Annotated in this window: 19 protein-coding genes and 2 pseudogenes; 12 read left to right on the top strand and 9 right to left on the bottom strand. The window is 68.9% G+C overall.

Going from position 1 to position 18918, the window contains the following annotated elements; all coding sequences use genetic code 11:
* Window positions 1–32: 32 nt before the first annotated feature.
* The 3 genes from AC0B61_RS32960 to AC0B61_RS32950 all read right to left on the bottom strand — a co-directional run bounded on the left by AC0B61_RS32960 (window position 33) and on the right by AC0B61_RS32950 (window position 2306).
* Entirely contained in the window at window positions 33–785 is a 753-nt protein-coding gene (locus AC0B61_RS32960) for a hypothetical protein (RefSeq protein ID WP_471745521.1), read from the bottom strand.
* A 178-nt stretch (window positions 786–963) separates the two neighbouring features.
* On the bottom strand, window positions 964–1962 hold the full coding sequence (locus AC0B61_RS32955; RefSeq protein WP_471745519.1) for a DUF1648 domain-containing protein: 999 nt from the start codon (window positions 1960–1962) through the stop codon (window positions 964–966).
* Window positions 1959–2306, bottom strand: a complete 348-nt coding sequence (locus AC0B61_RS32950) for a GntR family transcriptional regulator (RefSeq protein WP_471745517.1) — start codon at window positions 2304–2306, stop codon at window positions 1959–1961. Before AC0B61_RS32950 ends, AC0B61_RS32955 begins: the two co-directional genes overlap by 4 nt.
* 191 nt (window positions 2307–2497) lie before the next feature.
* On the opposite strand from AC0B61_RS32950, the gene AC0B61_RS32945 reads away from it, so the two are divergent.
* Window positions 2498–3496 (top strand): right-handed parallel beta-helix repeat-containing protein, encoded by a 999-nt coding sequence (locus AC0B61_RS32945; RefSeq protein WP_471745515.1) that lies wholly within the window; start codon window positions 2498–2500, stop codon window positions 3494–3496.
* Between the two features lie 62 nt (window positions 3497–3558).
* On the opposite strand, the pseudogene AC0B61_RS32940 reads toward AC0B61_RS32945, so the two are convergent.
* A pseudogene (locus AC0B61_RS32940) lies at window positions 3559–3783 on the bottom strand (oxidoreductase C-terminal domain-containing protein); the annotation flags it as partial.
* A gap of 46 nt (window positions 3784–3829) precedes the next feature.
* On the opposite strand from AC0B61_RS32940, the gene AC0B61_RS32935 reads away from it, so the two are divergent.
* The 4 genes from AC0B61_RS32935 (at window position 3830) to AC0B61_RS32920 (ending at window position 6840) form a co-directional block, all read left to right on the top strand.
* The gene (locus AC0B61_RS32935; protein ID WP_471745513.1) at window positions 3830–4066 is read left to right on the top strand and encodes an IS3 family transposase; all 237 of its coding nucleotides are present in this window, start codon (window positions 3830–3832) and stop codon (window positions 4064–4066) included.
* A 218-nt stretch (window positions 4067–4284) separates the two neighbouring features.
* Window positions 4285–5322 (top strand): YihY/virulence factor BrkB family protein, encoded by a 1038-nt coding sequence (locus AC0B61_RS32930; protein ID WP_471745511.1) that lies wholly within the window; start codon window positions 4285–4287, stop codon window positions 5320–5322.
* Between the two features lie 355 nt (window positions 5323–5677).
* Window positions 5678–6427 carry a hypothetical protein gene (locus AC0B61_RS32925; protein ID WP_471745509.1) on the top strand — a complete coding sequence of 250 codons (750 nt, stop codon included), beginning with the start codon at window positions 5678–5680 and terminating at the stop codon, window positions 6425–6427.
* The gene (locus tag AC0B61_RS32920) at window positions 6424–6840 is read left to right on the top strand and encodes a hypothetical protein (protein WP_471745507.1); all 417 of its coding nucleotides are present in this window, start codon (window positions 6424–6426) and stop codon (window positions 6838–6840) included. Before AC0B61_RS32925 ends, AC0B61_RS32920 begins: the two co-directional genes overlap by 4 nt.
* A gap of 201 nt (window positions 6841–7041) precedes the next feature.
* Here AC0B61_RS32920 and AC0B61_RS32915 read toward each other — a convergent pair whose 3' ends face one another.
* From AC0B61_RS32915 to AC0B61_RS32905, 3 genes are all read right to left on the bottom strand, one after another.
* Entirely contained in the window at window positions 7042–9393 is a 2352-nt protein-coding gene (locus AC0B61_RS32915; RefSeq protein ID WP_471745505.1) for an NACHT domain-containing protein, read from the bottom strand.
* Between the two features lie 586 nt (window positions 9394–9979).
* Entirely contained in the window at window positions 9980–10354 is a 375-nt protein-coding gene (locus AC0B61_RS32910; protein WP_471745503.1) for a hypothetical protein, read from the bottom strand.
* A 42-nt stretch (window positions 10355–10396) separates the two neighbouring features.
* The gene (locus AC0B61_RS32905; RefSeq protein ID WP_471745501.1) at window positions 10397–12007 is read right to left on the bottom strand and encodes a restriction endonuclease fold toxin-2 domain-containing protein; all 1611 of its coding nucleotides are present in this window, start codon (window positions 12005–12007) and stop codon (window positions 10397–10399) included.
* A gap of 543 nt (window positions 12008–12550) precedes the next feature.
* Between AC0B61_RS32905 and AC0B61_RS32900 the strand changes: the two are divergent.
* The 3 genes and pseudogenes from AC0B61_RS32900 to AC0B61_RS32890 form a co-directional block, all read left to right on the top strand.
* A pseudogene (locus AC0B61_RS32900) lies at window positions 12551–12631 on the top strand (hypothetical protein); the annotation flags it as partial.
* Between the two features lie 40 nt (window positions 12632–12671).
* A complete protein-coding gene (locus AC0B61_RS32895) occupies window positions 12672–13154 on the top strand; it encodes a hypothetical protein (protein ID WP_471745561.1) in 483 nt (160 codons plus the stop codon).
* Between the two features lie 909 nt (window positions 13155–14063).
* Complete coding sequence (locus AC0B61_RS32890; RefSeq protein WP_471745499.1) at window positions 14064–14978, top strand: hypothetical protein; 915 nt, start codon at window positions 14064–14066, stop codon at window positions 14976–14978.
* A gap of 257 nt (window positions 14979–15235) precedes the next feature.
* Here the strand turns inward: AC0B61_RS32890 and AC0B61_RS32885 are convergent, their stop codons facing one another.
* Window positions 15236–16081, bottom strand: a complete 846-nt coding sequence (locus tag AC0B61_RS32885; RefSeq protein WP_471745497.1) for a MerR family transcriptional regulator — start codon at window positions 16079–16081, stop codon at window positions 15236–15238.
* A 138-nt stretch (window positions 16082–16219) separates the two neighbouring features.
* On the opposite strand from AC0B61_RS32885, the gene AC0B61_RS32880 reads away from it, so the two are divergent.
* A complete protein-coding gene (locus AC0B61_RS32880) occupies window positions 16220–16624 on the top strand; it encodes a nuclear transport factor 2 family protein (RefSeq protein WP_471745495.1) in 405 nt (134 codons plus the stop codon).
* A gap of 58 nt (window positions 16625–16682) precedes the next feature.
* Here the strand turns inward: AC0B61_RS32880 and AC0B61_RS32875 are convergent, their stop codons facing one another.
* Window positions 16683–17213 (bottom strand): hypothetical protein, encoded by a 531-nt coding sequence (locus AC0B61_RS32875; RefSeq protein ID WP_471745493.1) that lies wholly within the window; start codon window positions 17211–17213, stop codon window positions 16683–16685.
* On the opposite strand from AC0B61_RS32875, the gene AC0B61_RS32870 reads away from it, so the two are divergent.
* From AC0B61_RS32870 to AC0B61_RS32860, 3 genes are all read left to right on the top strand, one after another.
* Window positions 17212–17484: a hypothetical protein gene (locus AC0B61_RS32870; RefSeq protein ID WP_471745491.1), complete on the top strand. Its 273-nt coding sequence runs from the start codon at window positions 17212–17214 to the stop codon at window positions 17482–17484. The two genes, AC0B61_RS32875 and AC0B61_RS32870, sit on opposite strands and share 2 nt — an antisense overlap.
* Window positions 17485–17909: 425 nt before the next feature.
* Window positions 17910–18206: a helix-turn-helix domain-containing protein gene (locus tag AC0B61_RS32865; RefSeq protein WP_471745489.1), complete on the top strand. Its 297-nt coding sequence runs from the start codon at window positions 17910–17912 to the stop codon at window positions 18204–18206.
* A complete protein-coding gene (locus tag AC0B61_RS32860) occupies window positions 18193–18891 on the top strand; it encodes a helix-turn-helix domain containing protein (protein WP_471745487.1) in 699 nt (232 codons plus the stop codon). The genes AC0B61_RS32865 and AC0B61_RS32860 overlap by 14 nt, the downstream gene beginning before the upstream one ends.
* The last annotated feature ends 27 nt before the right edge of the window (window positions 18892–18918 follow it).

Genomic DNA, 18918 nt, shown 5'->3' with positions numbered 1-18918 from the left:
ACGGTCGACCGGTACGACGAGATGACGGGACCTCAGGCCTGGGCCTCCGGATGCAGCGGCTCCATCGACGCCGCGCCCTTCTGTCGGGGGATGACGTCGGGGTCCGAGCCGCCCCGGCGGTGCGAGGCGAGTTCGAGCGCGGCGCCGACCCAGGCCGCACCGAAGGACCACGTCGCCAGCCATTCGCCCAGGTACAGCGGTCGCACCGGCCAGTCGTCGCCGACGCCCGTCGCCCCGGCCGCGAGGGAGAGCAGCAGGGCCACCAGGATCAGCACCCCGGCCGCCAGGTAGGCGGCGCCGACCCGGGCGGGCTGGGTGGAGCGGGGATTGCGGAAGGAGTAGAGGCAGAACATCGCCAGCATGACGAACAGCAGGCTCGCGAAGACCAGGTGGAGCACTCCGACGGTGCGCTGGAGGTCCGACGCGGCACCCTGCGGGGACGTCGGGCACAGCGCGACCCCGACCGCGAACACCCCGGCCGCCGTGCTCCAGCGGTCGTCCCGGCGGTCGAAGCGGTAGCAGACCAGGAACACCCCGAGCGCGCACAGGGCGCCCACGAAGACGTTCCGCGTGCCGGTGTAGTACGAGTCGCTCATCGAGCCCGGCCAGTAGCCGTCCGTACTGCGGCCCAGCAACTCGGCCGCCAGCCAGTTGCCGAACGGCAGGGCCGGCGGCAGCAGGAGGCCGATCAGGCCGACGCCGAGTCGCAGGAACGTGACGGTCCGTTCGTCCTGGACGCCCCGCCGGGCGTCCAGGGGGATCTGCGCGCGTGAGTGATGAGTCACGGACGCCTCCTTGCGTGCGGACGGGCGCGTGCGCCCGCGGATTTCTCGGGCCGCGAGGGGACAGGGGGGCGGTGTCGACGGGGCGCCGCCCGCACCTGAGCAGCCGTCAACTGGTGTACCCGCAACGCAGTTCGAAGCACCACCGAATCGAGTGGTTTACCGCCGGAAGCCTCGCGGCTCAGCCCGTGGGCTGTCCGGTGCGCGCAATCAGCGCGTTGAGCAGGGCCGCCCCACGCTCGGCGTCGTCGACGCTGACCGCGAACTCGGCGCCCCGGCGGGTGCGGACCACCAGGCACACACCCCCGCGCAGCATCACCGTCGTGCCGCGCCGGTTGATCCGGTAGCCCCAGCCGCCCGCCTGGGCGGCGGTGCGCTGCTCGGCGCGCGCCGAGACGAGCTCGGCGGGGGACCAGTGCCGGGCGGGCCGGCCGAACGGGCCGAAGCCGACGGTCAGGCCCCGGGCGGTCACCCGTGCCTGCACCGAGGAGCAGCCGAGCGCGGCGACGGCGGGCAGCGCGAACGGCAGCACGACCGACCAGTTCAGCGCGGCCAGTCCGCTCGCCGCCACCAGCACGCCCGCCGCGGCGATCAGCCCCAGCGCGGCGGCGACCAGCTGCAGCCACGGGTTGGCGGCCCGCGACAGCCAGACGAACCGCTCGCTTTCCGGCATCTCCAGCGCCGGAGCCCCCGCCGCCGGACGCTCCGCGGCCCCGCCTCCGGACCGGCGGCTCGCCAGCCAGGCCAGCGCCCCGGCGGCGCCCGTGGCCACCAGGACCAGGACCACCTCGATGCCCATCGGCGCGGCGTCCTGCCAGCGGGCGCGGTCCAGGTTGGCGTGCACGATGGACGTCTGAGCCCCCGTCAGCAGCACCCCGCCGGCCGCCAGCGCCGCCGCCGCGCAGCCGGGCGTCCGCTCGGCCCAGTACCGTCGCAGGAGCGCGGCGAGCAGCACCAGGACCAGCCAGACGCCCGCCGGGAACAGCGCCGCCGCCGTCAGCGACATCGAACCGTCCGGGTCGCGCCCGCCCCAGTGGGTGGCCAGCGGGTCCGGCAGGCGGTGGCGCGCCGCCAGCGGCAGCGCGATCAGCAGCGCCAGGACGCCGAGCGACCACGCCGCCGCGCCCCAGAGCCCGCCCCACCGGGCCGTGCGTCCCTTCGTAGGTCCTTCATCCGTCACGACATCCCCCTGATCATGTCCACGAGATCGTTCCTGCTGTAGCCGGCCAGAGCGGCGTCCTCGACCAACTCCCGTATCCGCTCGACCAGTTCGGAGCGGGTGTCGGCACCCGCCGCGATCGTGACGCCGCGCCCCCGACGGAACTCCAGCACCCCCTCGTCGCGGAGGGTGCGCAGGCCGCGCAGCACGGTGTTGGAGTTCACCCCCAGTGCCCGGGACAGCTCCCGGGCCGGGGGCAGCTTGTCCCCGGGGGCGCACTCGCCCTCGGCGACGGCCCGCCTGATCGCCCCGGCGACCTGCTCGTGCAGTGGTCGGGTGTCCCCGACGTCCAGCTTCAGCAACATGGTGCTACTGACGATAGCACCATTCCTTGCGCGGGCGGGGGCCCGGAGGGCCTCGGCACCCTTGACGCCTCGGAATGGTCCAGTCCACTGTGATCGACGGCATGTTCCTGCCACCCTCGGCCCCCTCTCGCCCCCGTCTCGACCACGGCAACCCGACTACCGCAGCTCGACGACCGCAAGGAGCACCGTCCGTGAAACCGAAGCCCTCCCTCGCCCTCACCGCCGCACTGGCAACCCTCGCCCTCGGTGCGGCCACCCCCGCCGCCACGGCCGGGGCCGCACCGACCGGCACCGCACCGATCGGAGCGGTCGTCAAGGTCGGCACCGCCAAACAGCTCCAGGCGGCGCTCGCGGCCGCCACCCCCGGCCAGACCATCCAACTCGCCGACGGCACCTACTCCGGCACCTTCAAGGCCACCGTCCCCGGCACCGCCGCCGCCCGGATCACCCTCACCGGCACGCCGAAAGCCGTCCTCACCACCCCGACCGGCGGCGGGTATGGCCTCCACCTCGACGGTGCCGGCTACTGGACCGTCCAGGGCCTGACCGTCACCGGCGCCCAGAAGGGCATCATGGTGGACGCCGCGAACCACGTGCTGCTGGACGGCGTGACGGTCCACCACACCACCATGGAAGGCGTGCACTTCCGCAACTCCAGCGCCTACGGCACGCTGCGCGACTCGCGCATCCACGACACCGGCCTGAACCAGGACGGCCTCGGCGAGGGCGTCTACATCGGCACCGCAAACACCCTCGCCGACCACAGCGACTACGTGCAGATCACCGGCAACACCTTCGGCCCCAACATCGGCGCCGAGAACGTCGACCTCAAGGAAGGCACCACCGGCGGCCTGGTCTCCGGCAACTCCTTCGACGGCGACGGCCTCACCGGCCGCAACTACGACGGCTCCTGGGTCGACGTGAAGGGCAACGGCTACGTCATCGAGAACAACACCGGCAAGCGCACCACCGACGACGGCTACCAGACCCACAGCGTCCAGCCGGGCTGGGGCTGCGGCACCGTCTTCCGCGGCAACCGCTCCGACCTCACCGGCGCCACCGGCCCGGACCGCTACGCGATCGACGTGACGAACTACGACGCGGCGACGTGCAAGGTGACGATCGGCACGGACAACTCCGCCACCGGCGGCCGGGGCCTGGCGAACCCCGGCGTCCCCGTCGGCGGATAGGACGGTGGGAGGGCCGGGATCCCCGAGGACCTCAGACCCCGAGGGCCGGGGTGCCCCGAGGACTAGAGATCCCGGAGTGGAACCTTCGGGTCTGCCAGCGCCTCGGCGTCCACCACCCGTCCTGAGCGAACCAGTTCGCGGATCGGGTCGGTGACGTCCCAGACGTTGACGTTCAGCCCCGCGAGCACCTGGCCGCCGGACAGCCAGAACGCGATGAACTCGCGGGTGGCCGGGTCGCCGCGGAACACCACCCGGTCGTAGCCGTCCGGCTCGACGTAGCCGACGTACAGCGAATTCCGCAGGGAGACAAGGAAGTTGAATCTGAGGCAGAGCATGGGACGAACCGGCATATGTTACGATAACGCCGTATCCGAGGGTTTCTTCGGCCTGCTGAAAGCGGAGATCGGCACCACCGTCTGGGAAAGCCGCGAAGCGGCCTGCGCCGACGTCTTCCGCTTCATCGAAGTCGAATACAACCGCACCAGGCTCCGTAAACACCCCGAGTTCGGATACCTCACCCCACTCGAAACCCGAGCCAGGCTGCAGCACGACTTCACCCCCGGAGCGTAAGCACCCGCTGTCCGAGATCAGGGGGGAACCTCACAGCGCGCAACCGCGCAGGTGAGTCGAAGAGCGCCAGTCGTTCACGTGTGGATCAGCGCCAGCAGCGCGGCCACCGGCTTCTCCCGCGGGCCGGCTCGATGTCCGCAAACGCGGGGCGGCCGGCCAAAGCCCGCCTTTCTTCTGTTCGCATGGTTCACGGCGGCACTTGGGGAAAGACGCCCGGCATGGGATCTCTGTTCAGGCGCAAGCACGACGCGCGCGAGGCGGGCCCCGAGGCGGGCCCGGGCGCAGGCGCGGGACCGGGCCGGGAGGTCGAGGAAGCCGCCCCGGACGAGCTCAGCGGCATCCCCGCGCGCTCATGGCGGCAGGTCCTGCGCCGCACGGGCAAGGAGTTCCTCGCGGACGAGCTGCCCGACCGGGCCGCGGCCCTGACCTACTACGGCGTCCTGGCGATCTTCCCGGCCCTGCTCGTCCTCGTCTCCCTGCTCGGGATCATCGGGCACTCGGCGACGAGCAAGATCCTGGACAACCTCCAGCACCTGGCCCCCGGCCCCGCCCGCGACATCCTGCGCAACGCCGTCACCGGGCTGCAGAACAACAGCGGCCCCAGCTCCGGCCTGGCCATCGTCGGCCTCGCCGCCGCCCTCTGGTCCGCCTCCGGCTACGTCGCGGCCTTCATCCGCTCCGCTAACGCCGTCTACGACATGCCCGAGGGCCGCCCCGCCTGGAAGCTCACCCCACTGCGTCTGGGGCTGACCCTGCTGCTTATGGTACTGCTGGCGGCGAGCGCGCTGATTGTCGTCTTCACCGGGCCGCTCGCGTATCACGTCGGCAAGGCGCTCGGCCTGGGCAGCACCGCGCTGACCGTGTGGGCCATCGCCAAATGGCCGGTCCTGGTACTGCTGGTCACGCTGATGATCGCCGTCCTGTACTGGGCGGCGCCCAACGTCCGCGGGCGAGGCTTCCGCTGGATCTCCCCGGGCAGCGTCATCGCCGTGGTGATCTGGATGGTCGCTTCCGGAGGGTTCGCGCTGTACGTCGCCAACTTCTCCTCCTACAACAAGACCTACGGCACGCTGGCTGGCGTCATCGTCTTCCTCGTCTGGCTGTGGATCTCCAACCTCGCGATCCTCCTAGGCCTGGAGTTCGACGCCGAACTCGCCCGCGAACGCGCCATCGAAGGCGGTATGCCGCAGAACGAGGAGCCCTACGTCCAGCCACGCGACACCCGCAAGTGGCCCGAGGACGACCAACCCCCCTGACTGAGAGTGTTTCGCACAGAGGCCCAGGACCTGAGCGGGGCAGGGCCCTTGACCGGAGCGTGCGCCGGGATGCTGGACGCCGCCACATCATCCAGCCGCCACCCGACCACCACTCCCTCGCGGCGATGGCGCACATACAATCCTGCGGCCCCGGGCGCGGCGAGCTCGAAGCTCGCCCGCTCCGGCACTCGGCACACGCCCGCGAAAAACTCCCGCTGATCCACCATCGGAGCGTAGCGGCCTGACCCCGAACGGACGCCCGTATCAGCGCGCGAGGAAGCGCCACCCCGTCCACGGCCGCCGACACACCGGATCCCTGGGATGCAGTGCGTTCTCCGACCGGATCGAGTCCTTCGTGGTCTGGGCCAACACCGAGGCCCAGACCCGCGACCTGCCGGGTGAGGTCATCGCGCCCGACCCGCACGGCAGGATCGGGACCGCCCGGTTCAGACGCTCGTTGGCCTGGCATATCGCGCGCCGGCCCGGCGGGCTGGTCGCCCTCGCGATCCAGTACGGCCACATGCGCACCGTCCTGAACACCGACGAGTCAGGCCGCTACGGAAGCCGCAGCCGCAGCGGGATCCACGCGCTGGTCGACATCGAGACGGCCCTGGCCACCGCCGACACCGCAGCCGACCTCCACGAACGCATTCAGGGCGGTGAGGCGATCTCCGGGCCCGCCGCCCGCCGGGCGATCCTGGCCGCGGCGAACGGCCCGGTGTTCCAGGGCGGCCTGATCGGACTCGACTTCACCCGCAAGCACGCCGCCGCACGCCGACACCTGGCCCAAGACGGCAGCATCCTCTACGACAACCCCCACGCGCTCCTGCTCTGCCTCTACAAACGCGACCGAGCGCTCTGCGCGAAGGACGAACGGCACAACGACGCACCCAGCCTCGACCAGTGCGTCCCCGGCTGCGGCAACACCGTCCGCACCGACCAGCACGCCACCTGGCTCCGTCGACGCGCCGACGACCTCGACCGCAAAGCCGCCCACGTCCCCGGCCCCCTGGCCGAACGCCGACGCGCCACCGCAGCCAAGCTCCGCGAGCTCGCCGACGAACACGACCGCACCCGCTTCACCCTCCAGGAGAACCCCGCGTGAGCCCCGCCCCCGACGAACGCGACCGCATCCGCGCCGCCATGCACCGCATCCTCGCCAGCGCCCCCGAACGCTCCAACGGAGCGCTCACCATCGTCGCCCTCGCCACTGAAGCGGACGTCCCCCGGAACGCCCTGACCCAACGCCACACCGACCTGAAGAACGACTTCTACCGAGCCGTCCAGGCCAGGGGTGGAACTCCTGACGTCGAGACCCGGCTCCGCAAGAAGATCGTCGACCTCAAGACGACCATCGCGAACAAGAACGAGGAGATCGCCCAGCTCAAGGCCGATGCCCAGGGATTCCTTGCCGAGAACACCCGGCTAACCCTGGAGAACCAGGAACTGTGCGACGTGCTCAGCGGCAGCAGAAACAACGTCACGCCCATTAGGTCAGCTCCACCTGCAGGTCGATAGATATATCGACCGCCAGCAGCAAGAGTTAATCTCAACGGAAAATCCAAGCATCGACCGGGACCATGTCCGACCTACTCGTTTAGATGGCCTTACGCAAGCCCTAAATTGGACCAATTATTCCAGGCGCACAGCGATTATCCCTCTTGGATTGCCCGGCCTTGGATGGATCGGGCCATCCAAGGCCCGCACTCAAACCAATTCCTACTTTCGCGAGCCGATTTCCTTACTCGCTTCCACAAGGGGATCATCACCCACTCGTGGCGCATCAAGGAACGCTCGAACCCGAGGCCCGGCACTGCGATCGGGAAGCCAGATCTTATTCTTCCCCTGCCGTGTCGCAAACACCAGATTCTCCCGCTGGAGGAGTTGCATAGCTGGCGCCACGAGGGCCATATCGGTCGCGCTCATTCCTCTCGTAATAGCACTATCCTTCCTTCCACTGCCGCGCTGCATGTACAGCTTGCGAAGTAGAGTCATGACGACTCGGGTCCCCATGGGAAGGATTGCCGAATCCATGATCGCGGCGTTCCGGTCGGCAGCATCAGGGAACTCTGCAAAATCGCAACCCTGGAAGTTATTCGCCGGCATATCGGATTCTCCGAGTCGCCCTAGCGTTTCACCGAAGCCGCAGGAGTAGAAGTGCGGAAGGTCGTCCTCCGAGGGATCCCCAGACACTACAAGCTCGGAGAATAGGCAGTGGCTAAACTCTACACCGCTGAGATCCGGCCCACCTTCGCTGATATCCAAACTCGGAATGATGGCGTTCGAGACCATATAATTCAGCGTATTATTCGACTGCAGGTTGACGTCCAGAACGATTGCAATCCGAACGATATCTGCGGCCAGTTCGCCACAATCCGTCCGGACAGCTCTATCCAATGCTTTACGGACCTGGCCTTCAGGGATCTCAAGAACAGCTATCTGATATGCCGCAACCTCGATCCCGAGCGGCTCCATCGAGGAGTTCCACTTCTTCGGGTTAAATCCCGCATATTCACCATGCGGGTCCACGATGAACCGCGTCACCTGTGCGGCCTGGGCGGCGCTCGCCAAGTCAATATCAACGAACCGGCGCGTACCCTTCTCGGAGTCGTCTTCCTCCCCTCCAAGCCCGGGAAGCCTCTGGAGCAGAGTGAGCTCCTTGTCGCTGGGTGGTTGGTGTCGGACGACCGTAAACGCATCGACGATGTCGCTCATGGTGACAGGCCCGACACCCTGGGGAGTTTGGCGCGCGAATCCTGCCAGCTGCTCGATAACTTCCCTGACAGCGACACCATCGACGCCTTGCTTGATGAACGACTCTCGCTCACTGATCGTACTCAGGAGCCAATCCCACCCAGGGGCTGGCGCCAACCCTTCACTTCCCGCAAAATTGCGAACTACCCCTTCTGCCGCAAGGTGTCCAAGAAGCAGCGGTCTGACGGGAAGCCAATCCGGGAGTGCGCCATTCCCGGAGTCCTTAAACTGGCTGAGAAACCTCCTCGCCTGCTCATCCGTGAAGTCACTTAGAGAAGCAATCAGATGCGGAGCGCCATCAAATAGGCTTCTTCCCATCTCGTCAAGCGAATCAAAGTAGAATCGCCTGCCGGCGACGACTACTCCAACCTCAGGAGGCGCCTCCCTGAAGAATTCCTTGATCAGGACAGTGGCGGCCCTCCTGTTCTCCCGAATTGCTTCGGGCGATCCGCTCCATCCTGGCGCCGCCAGCTCATCAAATCCATCAAGAAGAATGTACGCATAGCCACTCTTCCAGGCGTTAACAAGCTTGTGCGGACTCGGAAATCCTAGATGGCTGGCATGTCGGGAGATTGCCTCCGCCGGGTCCTCTTGCCCGTAGTGTCGCCGAAGGCTGAGGGTAATGGGAAAGCGATGTGACTCATTCGAGAGATATTTACCCTTGAGTCGCGAGTGAATCTCGCGAAGAGTCATGCTCTTCCCGGCGCCGTAGTCGCCAAGGAGGGCTAGATTTTCACCGGACTCGATAACAGAAACGATCTCTGCAATTGATGATGCCGTCTTTACGGGTGTGGCCTTAGACGTCCTTCTTGGATGCATGGAGGGCTTAGCCCTTGACGCCCCAGTCGTGACCGTTATCCCAAGAGGGACGTACTTGATAAGCTCAACTGCGCTGTTCGTAGTTGGATTAGAAGCACTCCCCCAGCTTGCCCTGTCTCGGAGCCTCAAGTACTCGCGCGCATCGACGATCTTAGACCGGAACTGATCATACGAGATTACCTCAATGTTCCGATCGTAATCATTATGCAACACCCGTCGCTGATCAGCCGTCGGCGGATGGTATGTAACAAACCAAGATTTCGCGAAAGCCCCCCTTGCTCGGGCCTTTTTCAGGTGATCGCGAAGTTTCGGCCCAACATTGTGTGCCTTATCAATTCTGCGGTCCATGGTCGCTTCAACCATGTGGGACACCTCTTCGGTGTCGAACACGCCGTCGACCTCACGGCCGTCTACGATCTCGGGGCCGCCATGCTCAGCACCGGGCCAGAGCGCGCGCGCAACCCTGCGTACCTCTTCTTCGAACTCAAAGGGAGACATGTTTGACATCTGTTGTGTCCAGATCTCCGCGTGAGGGCTACTGTCCGCTAGTCAGGCTGAAGCGCCTACTTCAGAGCCGTGCCAAAGCCTGCGTCAAGGGCAAGGCTATGCCCTACTAACCGGCAGTGCGACCCTCTTGAGGCCCTACTCAGTCGTAGGAAAGTTGACACATGCTCAGCCGAGCGGCGCCGTTTGCAACCTCAACCAGGCTGGATCTCAACATGCAGACTTGACAGGGAAGGACAGGCCGGACCGTCCACGGTCCGGCCGGTGCGGCGACGGGCCGACGGCGGGGCCGGCCACGGCCCTGACGGCGGAACCGACGGCGCAGTCCAGGCGGCAGCAAAGGATGGTCCAGCGCATCCGGGCGCTGGCCAGGGTGCGGTAGCGGAGCGCGCCGCGCCCAGCCACCCGGTCCACCGCGGACCGCGACGGCGTTGTGGCTGCCGCCCCATCCCGCCATGGGCGCAAGGGCAACGGGGTCACCGACGACGTGGGGAGACCGAGGGGCCCCTGGCCAGGAGTCAACTGGTCGGTCAGGGCTCCGGCCGCGGCGCGACGCAGTCGAGCTGACGGGTCGAGCTGGCTACGTCGGAAAGCTTCCGATGAACGCGTCGAGGCCTCCTGGCAGATCAAGGGGTTGGAGATCCACGTCGTAATCGATCCACCACACGACGGGCACATCGGGCGCCAGTTCGTGCAGCACCCTGTAGATGACGGTGAGGGGCCCGACGTGTGATCCCCTGTCCTCGAACGAGAACACACCGTGCCGAAGGTTGAACGACAGCTCCGCCCGCCGACCGGGTTCGACGTCCGCGTCGATCTCCAGGAAGTTCTCGAACGCGCTGCTCACCATGGCGTCCGGCCAGTGCTCTAGGACGCACTCCTTCACCTGCTCTCCGGTGAAGGTCCACGGCCCGACGTGCTCTCGGTCGGCGCTGACGTAGAAGCTGGATCCCACGGGATGCTCATTTCTCTCACTGGTGCGGGCTCGGTATGCCGGTCAGGGTTCGATGCGGACGCGGCCGGTGACGCCCTGAGCCGTCATGAGGGCCTGGAAGTAGCTGCTGGCCTTGGCGTCGTTCGTGATGAGTTCCAGGTGATTGACCTTGTTGCGGGGGTCCTTCAGAGCCGACGCGTACTTCTCCAGCTTCTTCGACTCCCCGTCCATGGTGTTCTCGTACGCGAAGTCGAAGACGCCGTCCGCGTTATCGAGGCGGAACGGTGACATGCAGCTCTTCTGCTGACCGATGTACTTGGCGTCGATCGCGGCACCGTCCTCCGGGCGGACACCGTCGGCGTCCATGCCCAGCTCGCGTCCGGTCGCAGGATCCCTGACGTCGGTGTACAGCCGGTACTCCGTCGACCCGGCCACCCTGACCTGGTACGCGCGCCTGGCATTGATCTTCGGGTCGGGCCTGTCCGGGGGACTGGGCATATGGGGGCCGTTGGCCTGGAACGTACGACCGTCCTGCTCCATCTGCGCCATCCACGCCCGGATCACGGCCTGCTGCTGCGCAGGCAGCACCGGGAACGGACTGGTCGGATCATGTGGCAGCGGCGGCATGCCGGGGGTGACCGTGAACGGCGGCGGCTTGGGAGTCGGTGCCGCCGCCGCATCGCCCGCACCCGCCAGCACGACGGCCGCGGTGGCCGTGGCGGCCGCCGCCGCTCCCACCGGGATCAGGCTCGCTGCCGCGCTGTCGACGACGGCGGCGGCCTCGGCCAGTACGGCGAGTTCCGCGCTGCCTTCCACCGCCGCGGCCATCGCGACCGCCGCGGTACCGGCCTCGGCCGCGATCGCGGCCTCCCCGCCGGCGGCCGCGACGTCGGAGCCGCCAAGCGTGAACACCGTCAGCGCGATCCCGACGCCCGCGACGATGCCGGCACCGATGGCGAGGTCCTCCAGGGTGTCCCGCAGGTCCTCGACCTCCTTTGCGTACGCCTCACAGGCCTGACCGAGCTTGAAGGCGGCGTTCGTGATGCTGTTCAGCAGCGGGCCCTGCGTGGCGCAGCCGTCGTGCATCTTCGCCCAGTTCTGTGCGAAGGAGGTGACGGCGCTGGACGTGCTGGATGCGGTGACCCGCTGCACGCGCTTGTCGCCCTCGACACCCAGGCGGCTGACGAGGCCGGCGAAAGTCTTCCAGCCCGTCGCGGCCTGGCGGAGCTTGCCCGGGTCGCCTTGCGGCCAGAACTTCTTGAGGACATCGTGGATGGCGCCGCTGCCGTTGTGGCCGACGGCGGACTGGAGTTTAGCCTTGGCCACCTCCTCGTCGCACTCCGGGTTGGCGGAGGCCGGGAGCTTCTGCGGGGCCATCATCGACGCGGCGACATCGGCGTCGGCCTGGAGGTAGCTGATCGCCATGGTGTACAGGCCGTTGGCGGTGCCGCCGAGTTGGCCGACGACCTGCGCCATCGCGTCGACGATCTTCTGCGCCGCAGGATCGTACTTGGCGGCGAACTTCTTGCCGGCGTCGTCGTCGCCGGCCATTCCCTTGACGTCGTCCATGGAGAAGACGAGGCTGCGGTAGACCTGCGCGGCCGTGTTCTGCAGGTCGGTGAACCCGGCGGAGGAGAGGATCATGTCCGCTGGCTTGACGTGAAAGCTGGTCATCGGGCCCCCCGATTGTCCGTCCCCGTTCACGGTAGCAAGGCAGGGCTTCGCCGTGGCGAAGCTCGACGACGTCGGTCGGCACGGTTCGCCGGGCACTTCACCTTACGCATCAGGTACGCGATCGACGGCCGCGGCTGGTGCCTGCCACCTTGTCCTGGGGAAGCTGATCGCTGCTGTGGCGCGGCGGGTGAGTCGGCGTCAGGTGGTCTTGAACCGTTGGCGTAGTGCGGTCCGTGCTTTCTGGACGGGGGAGGATGCCGTCCGGTACTGCTTCGGCGGTAGATGACGCATTCTGCGCGGCCTTCAGGAGGGTGGTCACTGCCCGCGATCGAGGCCGTCGAATGACACAGGATGAACCAGTGGACAGGGGGTTCCACCTCCCCGACGGTGGAGTCGCAAAATCGCAAGGCGGCATGCCCGGTGCCCGGCGTCCCGAAGCCCACCACCCCCGCCGGCGCCGTGTGGTCGTGCGACGAATACCCGTTCGCCACGACCCTGTAGGGCGCCGCCAAGACGCCTCCGCCCAACAGCGGCTCCGTCTGGGTGCCCAAGAGCGAGAACGACAGCCAGGGCGGCACGTTGGGCGCCTTCTACGCGGCCCAGCGCGTGCTGGACGGCGACCAGTTCTACGTGGTGGCTGAAGGCCCTATCGGTCGAGACCCGGGTGTCGCACGGCCAGTTCTGGATCAAGGACCCGGACGCCGAAATCGCCCTCGACGTCTACACCGGGCTGAACGGCCTCACCCAGACCCGCGGCGGCGAGAACCGCGCAACCATCCTGACCGGCACCGCATTCGGGAAGATCGCACTCACCTACGAGCCGTGCCACACGGAACCGGTACCTCACCTCGACGGGTGGGACGACGTGGTCGAGGTCAGCATGACCTTCACCACCACACGGGCCGGCTTCGTCGGACACGGCTTCCAGGACGACCCGATCACCGGCCTTCCCAGCCTGTCCACCGCAGGCCCAGGCTCCTACCGGATCCGGGTCCACGTCCGGGGCCGAAACGAGGGCCTGCACCTGGAGGATAACTTTGGCGACCCGGTGGAGTCCTACCTTGTACAGACATGGCCGCACCCGGTCGCACCGGAGGTCCGGCACAAGCTGACCGACCGAGGCGGCGAACACGTCCGCACCGCCTGACAGCAAACGGTGCCTCGGCGGGGCCATCCCCGACTGAGGCAGCACCCGGTGCTGCCTCGGTCGGATTGGAGCCGGCGGCCATCCGGCGCGGACGGGAACGGCGGACGCGGACGCGGTGGGCGCGGACGGACGGCGGCGACGGCGGCGCCTGGTCATGGGTGTCATCAACCGGCTCTGCCCACCGCTCTTCTGTCCTTCGTTAGGAGCTGTTGTAGTCGTCGGCGGGCTGACGCTGAGTCCGTATCCTTCGGTCCGTGACGCTGATAGAGGTTGGTCCTGAGCACGGGGGTCGCTCCAACGGTCGGTGAGCCGCCGGTCCCCCAGGACCGACCCCCGCGCTCGCGGTGCCGACTGACACTCACCCGCTGGCGGCGCCCCACGGCAGGAAGAACCCCCGCGCGAGCGGGGCCGACAGCTCGGCAAGGGACCGTACGAGGCGAAGTACTACGCCGACCAGGCGACGGCCGAACCAGTGGCCGTCGAACCACCTGAACCCGTCCTGACCAGGTAATCAGCACCTCCCGCACAGCGGGGGAAGCTCAGACTTCCGCCCGCCGCCCGCTGTGGCAGCCCTGCGCGGACCCGGCCACCCCCACGCCCCCGGCCGAACCGCAGCGGCTGCTGCCGGCCGAGTGCCTGCCGCTCCCGGAAACGCCCGCCGCGCCCCGCCCGGATCGGCCCCGGGTCGAAGGCGGGCGCCGACCGCTCGGCCCTGGAGGCCTCACCTTCACCGAGACCGAGTAGAACCGGCCGCGCCACGCACCCCGGCCGCTGCGCCTGCGCAACCGCCGCCCGCCGTCCTCGCCCACGCCGCTGCGCATGCGCAGGGACGGCGTGCGCATGCGCAGCGGCCAGCCGTACGCCATGGTCGGCACCGCGCTGTCCGGGTGGCCGGATACCCTCCCGATCATGAAGACGGAAAACGACGCGCGACGAATTAAGGCCGGCGCGGAAATCGACGCGCGAGGAAACAAGGTCGCCTCGGGTATCGACGCGCGACGAATTGAGGCGGAGTCACCGGCGCCGGGCTGCGCCGAGTGCGGCGCCGAACTGCGCGCCTCGGGGCCGGGTCGCCGCCCGGTCTACTGCGGGCGGGGCTGTTCCTCGAAGGCGTACCGGCGCCGGCGGGCGGAGCACCAGCAGGATGCCGTCGCCGACGCCCTTGTTGCCTCGCGCGTCGAATTGAGTGACACAGAGCCCGGTGGCGAGGCCGGCCACCGCGAGCTGCTGGAGCTCGCCGCCGCCGTACAGCGCAGCACCGCCCGCTTCCTGGAGAACCTGGAAAAGGCCCGCCGCGGCGAGGGCGACGACCCACGCTGCAACCACGCCCTCGCACTCCTGGAGACCAACCTCACCAGCGCCACACAGCGCATCCTGCGCAAGGCCCACGTGCTGCGCTACGAGATGACCTCCACCCGGCTCCGCACCCAGCAGGCCGGCACCCAGGCGCCCACCCCCGAGCCCGCCGCCGCCCCGCTTGATTCCCCGCGCGTCGAAACCGACGGCCCCGCCGTCAACGTTGACGCCACCCCGCTGCGGACCGCCACCACCCCGAGCGCCGACACCACCACGGACACCGCCGCCGCGCAGAACCCGGCCGCCGTTCCCGGGCAACTGCGCCTGGCGCTCGCCGCCGAGGCCACCGCCCACTCGCCGCTCGCCCGCGGCCTGGGCGCCCCGACCGACACCTGGAGCACGACCTGGTGGTGGAGGGCTGGAGCAGCGCTCCCGACCTGTTCGCCGTCCGCGACCCGAACCGCCGGCTGCTGGGCTGGATCGAGGCGCTCGGCGACGGCTGGGGCGCCTACATCCAGGGCCGCCTGATCATCGACGCCACCGACGGCGACCCCTGGCTCTCCACGGACGCGCGTCACGGCGTCGCCCTGCTCCGCGCCGCCCGCAACCAGCAATTGACCTGACCCGCACCGCCGCGTTTTGTGAGTGGTCTTGTGGGGCTCCTTGTGTGGCTGCGTAGGTCATAACCGAGAGCAGTCATCGGCGGGTTCCGAGAGCGGCTCCTGCCTCGGGAGCGGGAAAGTGTTGTCGAGAAATTGACAGCGCCTGCGTGTCGGCGCACGAGCTCAGCATGCTGTCTGCGGGTCGGCGATGCCGGTACGGAACACCGGCCAGCAGACTTCAGTCCGCCACAGCGCGTTGTCCGGCGTGTGGCGCTGGCCGACCAGGTAGTACTCGCGGATCGGGCCGTCGACGGCGAGCGCATGGCGGGCGACGTAGGCAGCCAGCGTGCCGTAGGCGCGGTCGACCTCGGAGGGCGGGCCGCAATGCTCGAGCACGGCAAGCTCCACCGCCGGGACCAGCAAGGGTGTGACCCGGCCGACCGGCCGGACGGGGCCGTCGCAGGGCACGAAGACGGTGGCCTGCCCGCAGTGCAGGGTGAACAGCTCGTCCGCGTACATGCCGCCGGCGTGGCCGGTCTCCCGCAGCCCCTGGCTTGCCACGGTCGCGAACAGCTCGCCGAGGGCACCCTGGAACCAGGCTCCGGCGTCCTGAGCCTCGACGGTCGCCGTGATCGCCGCGGCCTGGACGGCGCCGACGCCGCGCAGCTCGATCGCGGGGGAGTCCGCGGTGACGGGTGGCGCCAGGAGGTCGCGCAGTGCCACGACCGCGCGTTGGGTGCGGCCAAGCTCCTCCTCCAGTCGGTGCAGGTGCGTGTTGATGTGCTGGTTGCGGGTGGGGACGTCGGAGGCGGCCAGGACGGTCCGGATCTCCTCCAGAGGCATTCCGAGGTCGCGGAAGCGGCGCACGACCTGGGCGGTGGGGATCTGCTCGGTCGAGTAGCGCCGGTAGCCGGTCTGCGGATCGACGTCGACGGGTTCCAGCAGCCCGATCTCGTGGTAGTGGCGCAGGGTTTTGACGGTCATGTGGGTGGCGCGGGAGAAGTCCCCGATCGACAGGTAGCTGGTCATCCGTCGATTGTGGGGCCTCCCGTAGGGGGAGAGTTCGGCGGCACTGGTGCCTTGACTCTCCCGCGAAGGCCGCCGGAAGCCTGGTGCTCACGGCCGGAGCCCGGCCGATCACGTACCGAACAAGGGAGTTGACCTACCATGTCGCAGACCATCGCCGTCGACGTCGACCGGATCGTGCAGCGCTACGTAGCCGTGTGGAGCGAGCCGGACCCCGCGGCACGCGAGCGCGCCGTCGCCGAGCTGTGGGTTCCGGACGGCGTCGAGTTCGTCGAAGGCACCCAGTTCCGCGGCCGTGCCGGGCTGGTCGACCGGGTCGCGGAGGCGCACGGGCTGTTCGTCGCCACCGGCGATTACCGAGTCACGGACGACAACCACGTCACCGTTCACGACGACGTCGTCATGTTCACCATCCAGCTGACGTACGCCAAGGGCCTTCAGGCGGACGAGGTGGCCTTCGCGGCCCGGGTCTTCCTCGTGCTCGACGACGACGGCCGAATCCTGCAGGACTACCACCTGACCGTCCAGCCGTTGCCCGAGGCATAGGGCCCGGCCGGGTCGTCCGGCGCGGTCGATCGCCTCTCACGGCTGAGGGTCTTCCTCGTCAGCGGGGCACCGCGCCGAACGGCCCGGGTGGACGCAGAAGAGCTTGTTGTCGAAGACCGCCAGACCGGGCCCTTCCAGGCTGGAGTGGGCGCGGAACCGGTTGTCTTCCTCGGCGGCGATCCCCCACCTGGTCCGCCGCCGGGCGGCCGGGACGACCCTGGAGAATATCCAGCAGGCCCTGGAACAGGCCCGGTTCGAGGAACGCTGCGTCGACCGGCACGTCGACGCCGGAGACGAGGCCGCCTACGCCACCGCGGCTGCCATCCGCTCCGAGGGGCAGCGCGTCCACGACCACGCCGCCGAGATCCGGGCCGAGCGCTACTACCCCGACCATGACACCGCCCTCCAGCACGTGCTGCGCGCCGACCGCCACCGCCGCGGCGTCGCCGCCTGCCCGGGGTGGGTTGCTGGTTTTGGCCAGCTCCGTCGAGTCCGGTGCCGCCGTTATCGACACGCAGACGCCGACGGCCGCTGCCGCGCTGGCGTAGCCGCGGGTGGTGTCGGTGGCGGCTGGGATGCTGGGCGCCATGGACGACGAGGCGCTGATGCGGGGCCGGGTCTACGGAGCCGACCACGACGACCCCGACCCCGGACCCCAGCCAGGGCACGAGTACCGCGAGCTCGTGGGCGGGCCGCTCGACGGTCTCCTCCTGGACGTCACCGGCTGGGATGCCGAGCAACTCGACGGCGGCGCCGGGCTGGCCACCGAGATCGGCCGGTACGGCGCCGGCGGCCGCGCCCACTACGAACCCCGGCCTGCGGATCCCTCCCGCTGGGACTGGGCCGGCGATACCCCCTGACGTGCCGGGTTCGGCGGGCGCCCGGCCAGGGGGGATGGCCTTAGGTCGGGCCTGTAGTCGCAGCCGCTCCAGGCGACCTCCATGGATACCGCGCGGTCGTCCGCTGCCACCGTAATGTTCTTCGTAACCGGGTCGGCGGGCGCGATGCGGCGCAGGACCGAGGCGTCACGTCGGGTGTAGGGGAGGGGGTAGTCGGTTGTGTCGCCCCATGCGACGTAGCACGCCGCCGCCATGACCGCGATCATGCCGACCGCGGCTATCCAGCGCTTGTCGCGCACCGTCAGTCCCATTCCGGCCTCCCCCGTGTCGTCGATCAGAGTAGCCTGCCGGCCGATTGGTCCTCCCGTACGCCTCCCGTCACTCAAGCGAGGTTCTTGTCCATCTTTCATGGGTTTTTTCCATGAACGGCTGATATATTGCGTTGCATGGTGTTGAGTACGTTGGAGACGCTGCGGCTGACGGTGGCCGCGATCAGGCAGCGCACGGGGGAGAGCCAGCGGGAGCTGGCCGCCGCTGTGGGGCTGACGCAGGACAAGGTGTCCCGTCGCCAGTCCGGGGCGCAGCCGTGGTCGTTGGATGAGGTGGACGCTCTGGCGCGGCACTGGGGGATGGGGCCGCTGGATCTGCTTGCCGGGCCCACCCGCGCCGCCGAGTGTCTGGTCTGGCCTCCTGGTACTGCCGCCTTGCAGCCGGGCCCGGGGGTGAGGGGTGAGTCCCGCTGACCCGAACCGGCCGAACGAGGCCGCCCGCCTCACCCAGCAGCTCCTGGATCAGGGCTTCACCAAGCGCCAGGTCGCGCGGATGCTCGGCCGCGACGCCAGCCTGGTGTCCCAGTTCTTCACCAAGGGCAAGGGGGCGGCGTTCGTTGGCGCGCTGCGTCAGGTCGTGCGGGCGGTGCGTGGCGGCGTACGCGACACCGAGGCACTCGGTGGGATCGCGGCCGAGCACGTGGAGCGGCGTCGGACCCGGACCGGGCAGAAGGCGCGGGTGCGGGGCAAGGACGTCGTCGGGGCGCCGGGCGAGTCGATGGCCGGCCGCGCCGGGAAGCAGGCGATCCGCTCGGGCGCCTCCCACCTCGCGCCGGTGGTGCACGCGACCGGCCAGGCCGACGGGCGCCTGGCGTTCACGGTGCGGATGCGCGCTGACCAGTTCACGATGTCGGCCGGCTCGATGGAGGACTCCCCGGGTCTGCGGCGCGGGTTCGTCCCGCGCGCGGACGGTACGGAGGAGCGCACCTACGGCAGCTCCTCCACCGGCGGGTTCGACGCCGCCGAGTGGTCCCAGCGCGTCGCCGACCACCACGGCGACGTCACCGAGGCGATGAAGGCCTGGCTGGTGGAGACCGGCCGCGCCGTCGAAGACGCCGACATCCAGTACCTCGAAGTCCGCGGCTGGATCCCGGGGTAGCACCCCGCGCCCCGGCCCCCCGAGACT

The sequence above is a fragment of the Kitasatospora sp. NPDC023385 genome (assembly GCF_055664045.1).
The sequence above is the reverse complement of the archived record's forward strand: the minus strand, read 5'-3'. Positions and strand labels throughout refer to the sequence as shown.

Bases quoted from the DNA above. Each gene is read 5' to 3' on its own strand.
- AC0B61_RS32950 (WP_471745517.1), bottom strand. From the start codon at position 2,306: ATGTTGCTGAAGCTGGACGTCGGGGACACCCGACCACTGCACGAGCAG.
- AC0B61_RS32935 (WP_471745513.1), top strand. From the start codon at position 3,830: ATGGGACGAACCGGCATATGTTACGATAACGCCGTATCCGAGGGTTTC.
- AC0B61_RS32930 (WP_471745511.1), top strand. From the start codon at position 4,285: ATGGGATCTCTGTTCAGGCGCAAGCACGACGCGCGCGAGGCGGGCCCC.
- AC0B61_RS32915 (WP_471745505.1), bottom strand. From the start codon at position 9,393: ATGTCTCCCTTTGAGTTCGAAGAAGAGGTACGCAGGGTTGCGCGCGCG.
- AC0B61_RS32905 (WP_471745501.1), bottom strand. From the start codon at position 12,007: ATGACCAGCTTTCACGTCAAGCCAGCGGACATGATCCTCTCCTCCGCC.
- AC0B61_RS32890 (WP_471745499.1), top strand. From the start codon at position 14,064: ATGAAGACGGAAAACGACGCGCGACGAATTAAGGCCGGCGCGGAAATC.
- AC0B61_RS32885 (WP_471745497.1), bottom strand. From the start codon at position 16,081: ATGACCAGCTACCTGTCGATCGGGGACTTCTCCCGCGCCACCCACATG.
- AC0B61_RS32880 (WP_471745495.1), top strand. From the start codon at position 16,220: ATGTCGCAGACCATCGCCGTCGACGTCGACCGGATCGTGCAGCGCTAC.
- AC0B61_RS32870 (WP_471745491.1), top strand. From the start codon at position 17,212: ATGGACGACGAGGCGCTGATGCGGGGCCGGGTCTACGGAGCCGACCAC.
- AC0B61_RS32875 (WP_471745493.1), bottom strand. From the start codon at position 17,213: ATGGCGCCCAGCATCCCAGCCGCCACCGACACCACCCGCGGCTACGCC.
- AC0B61_RS32865 (WP_471745489.1), top strand. From the start codon at position 17,910: ATGGTGTTGAGTACGTTGGAGACGCTGCGGCTGACGGTGGCCGCGATC.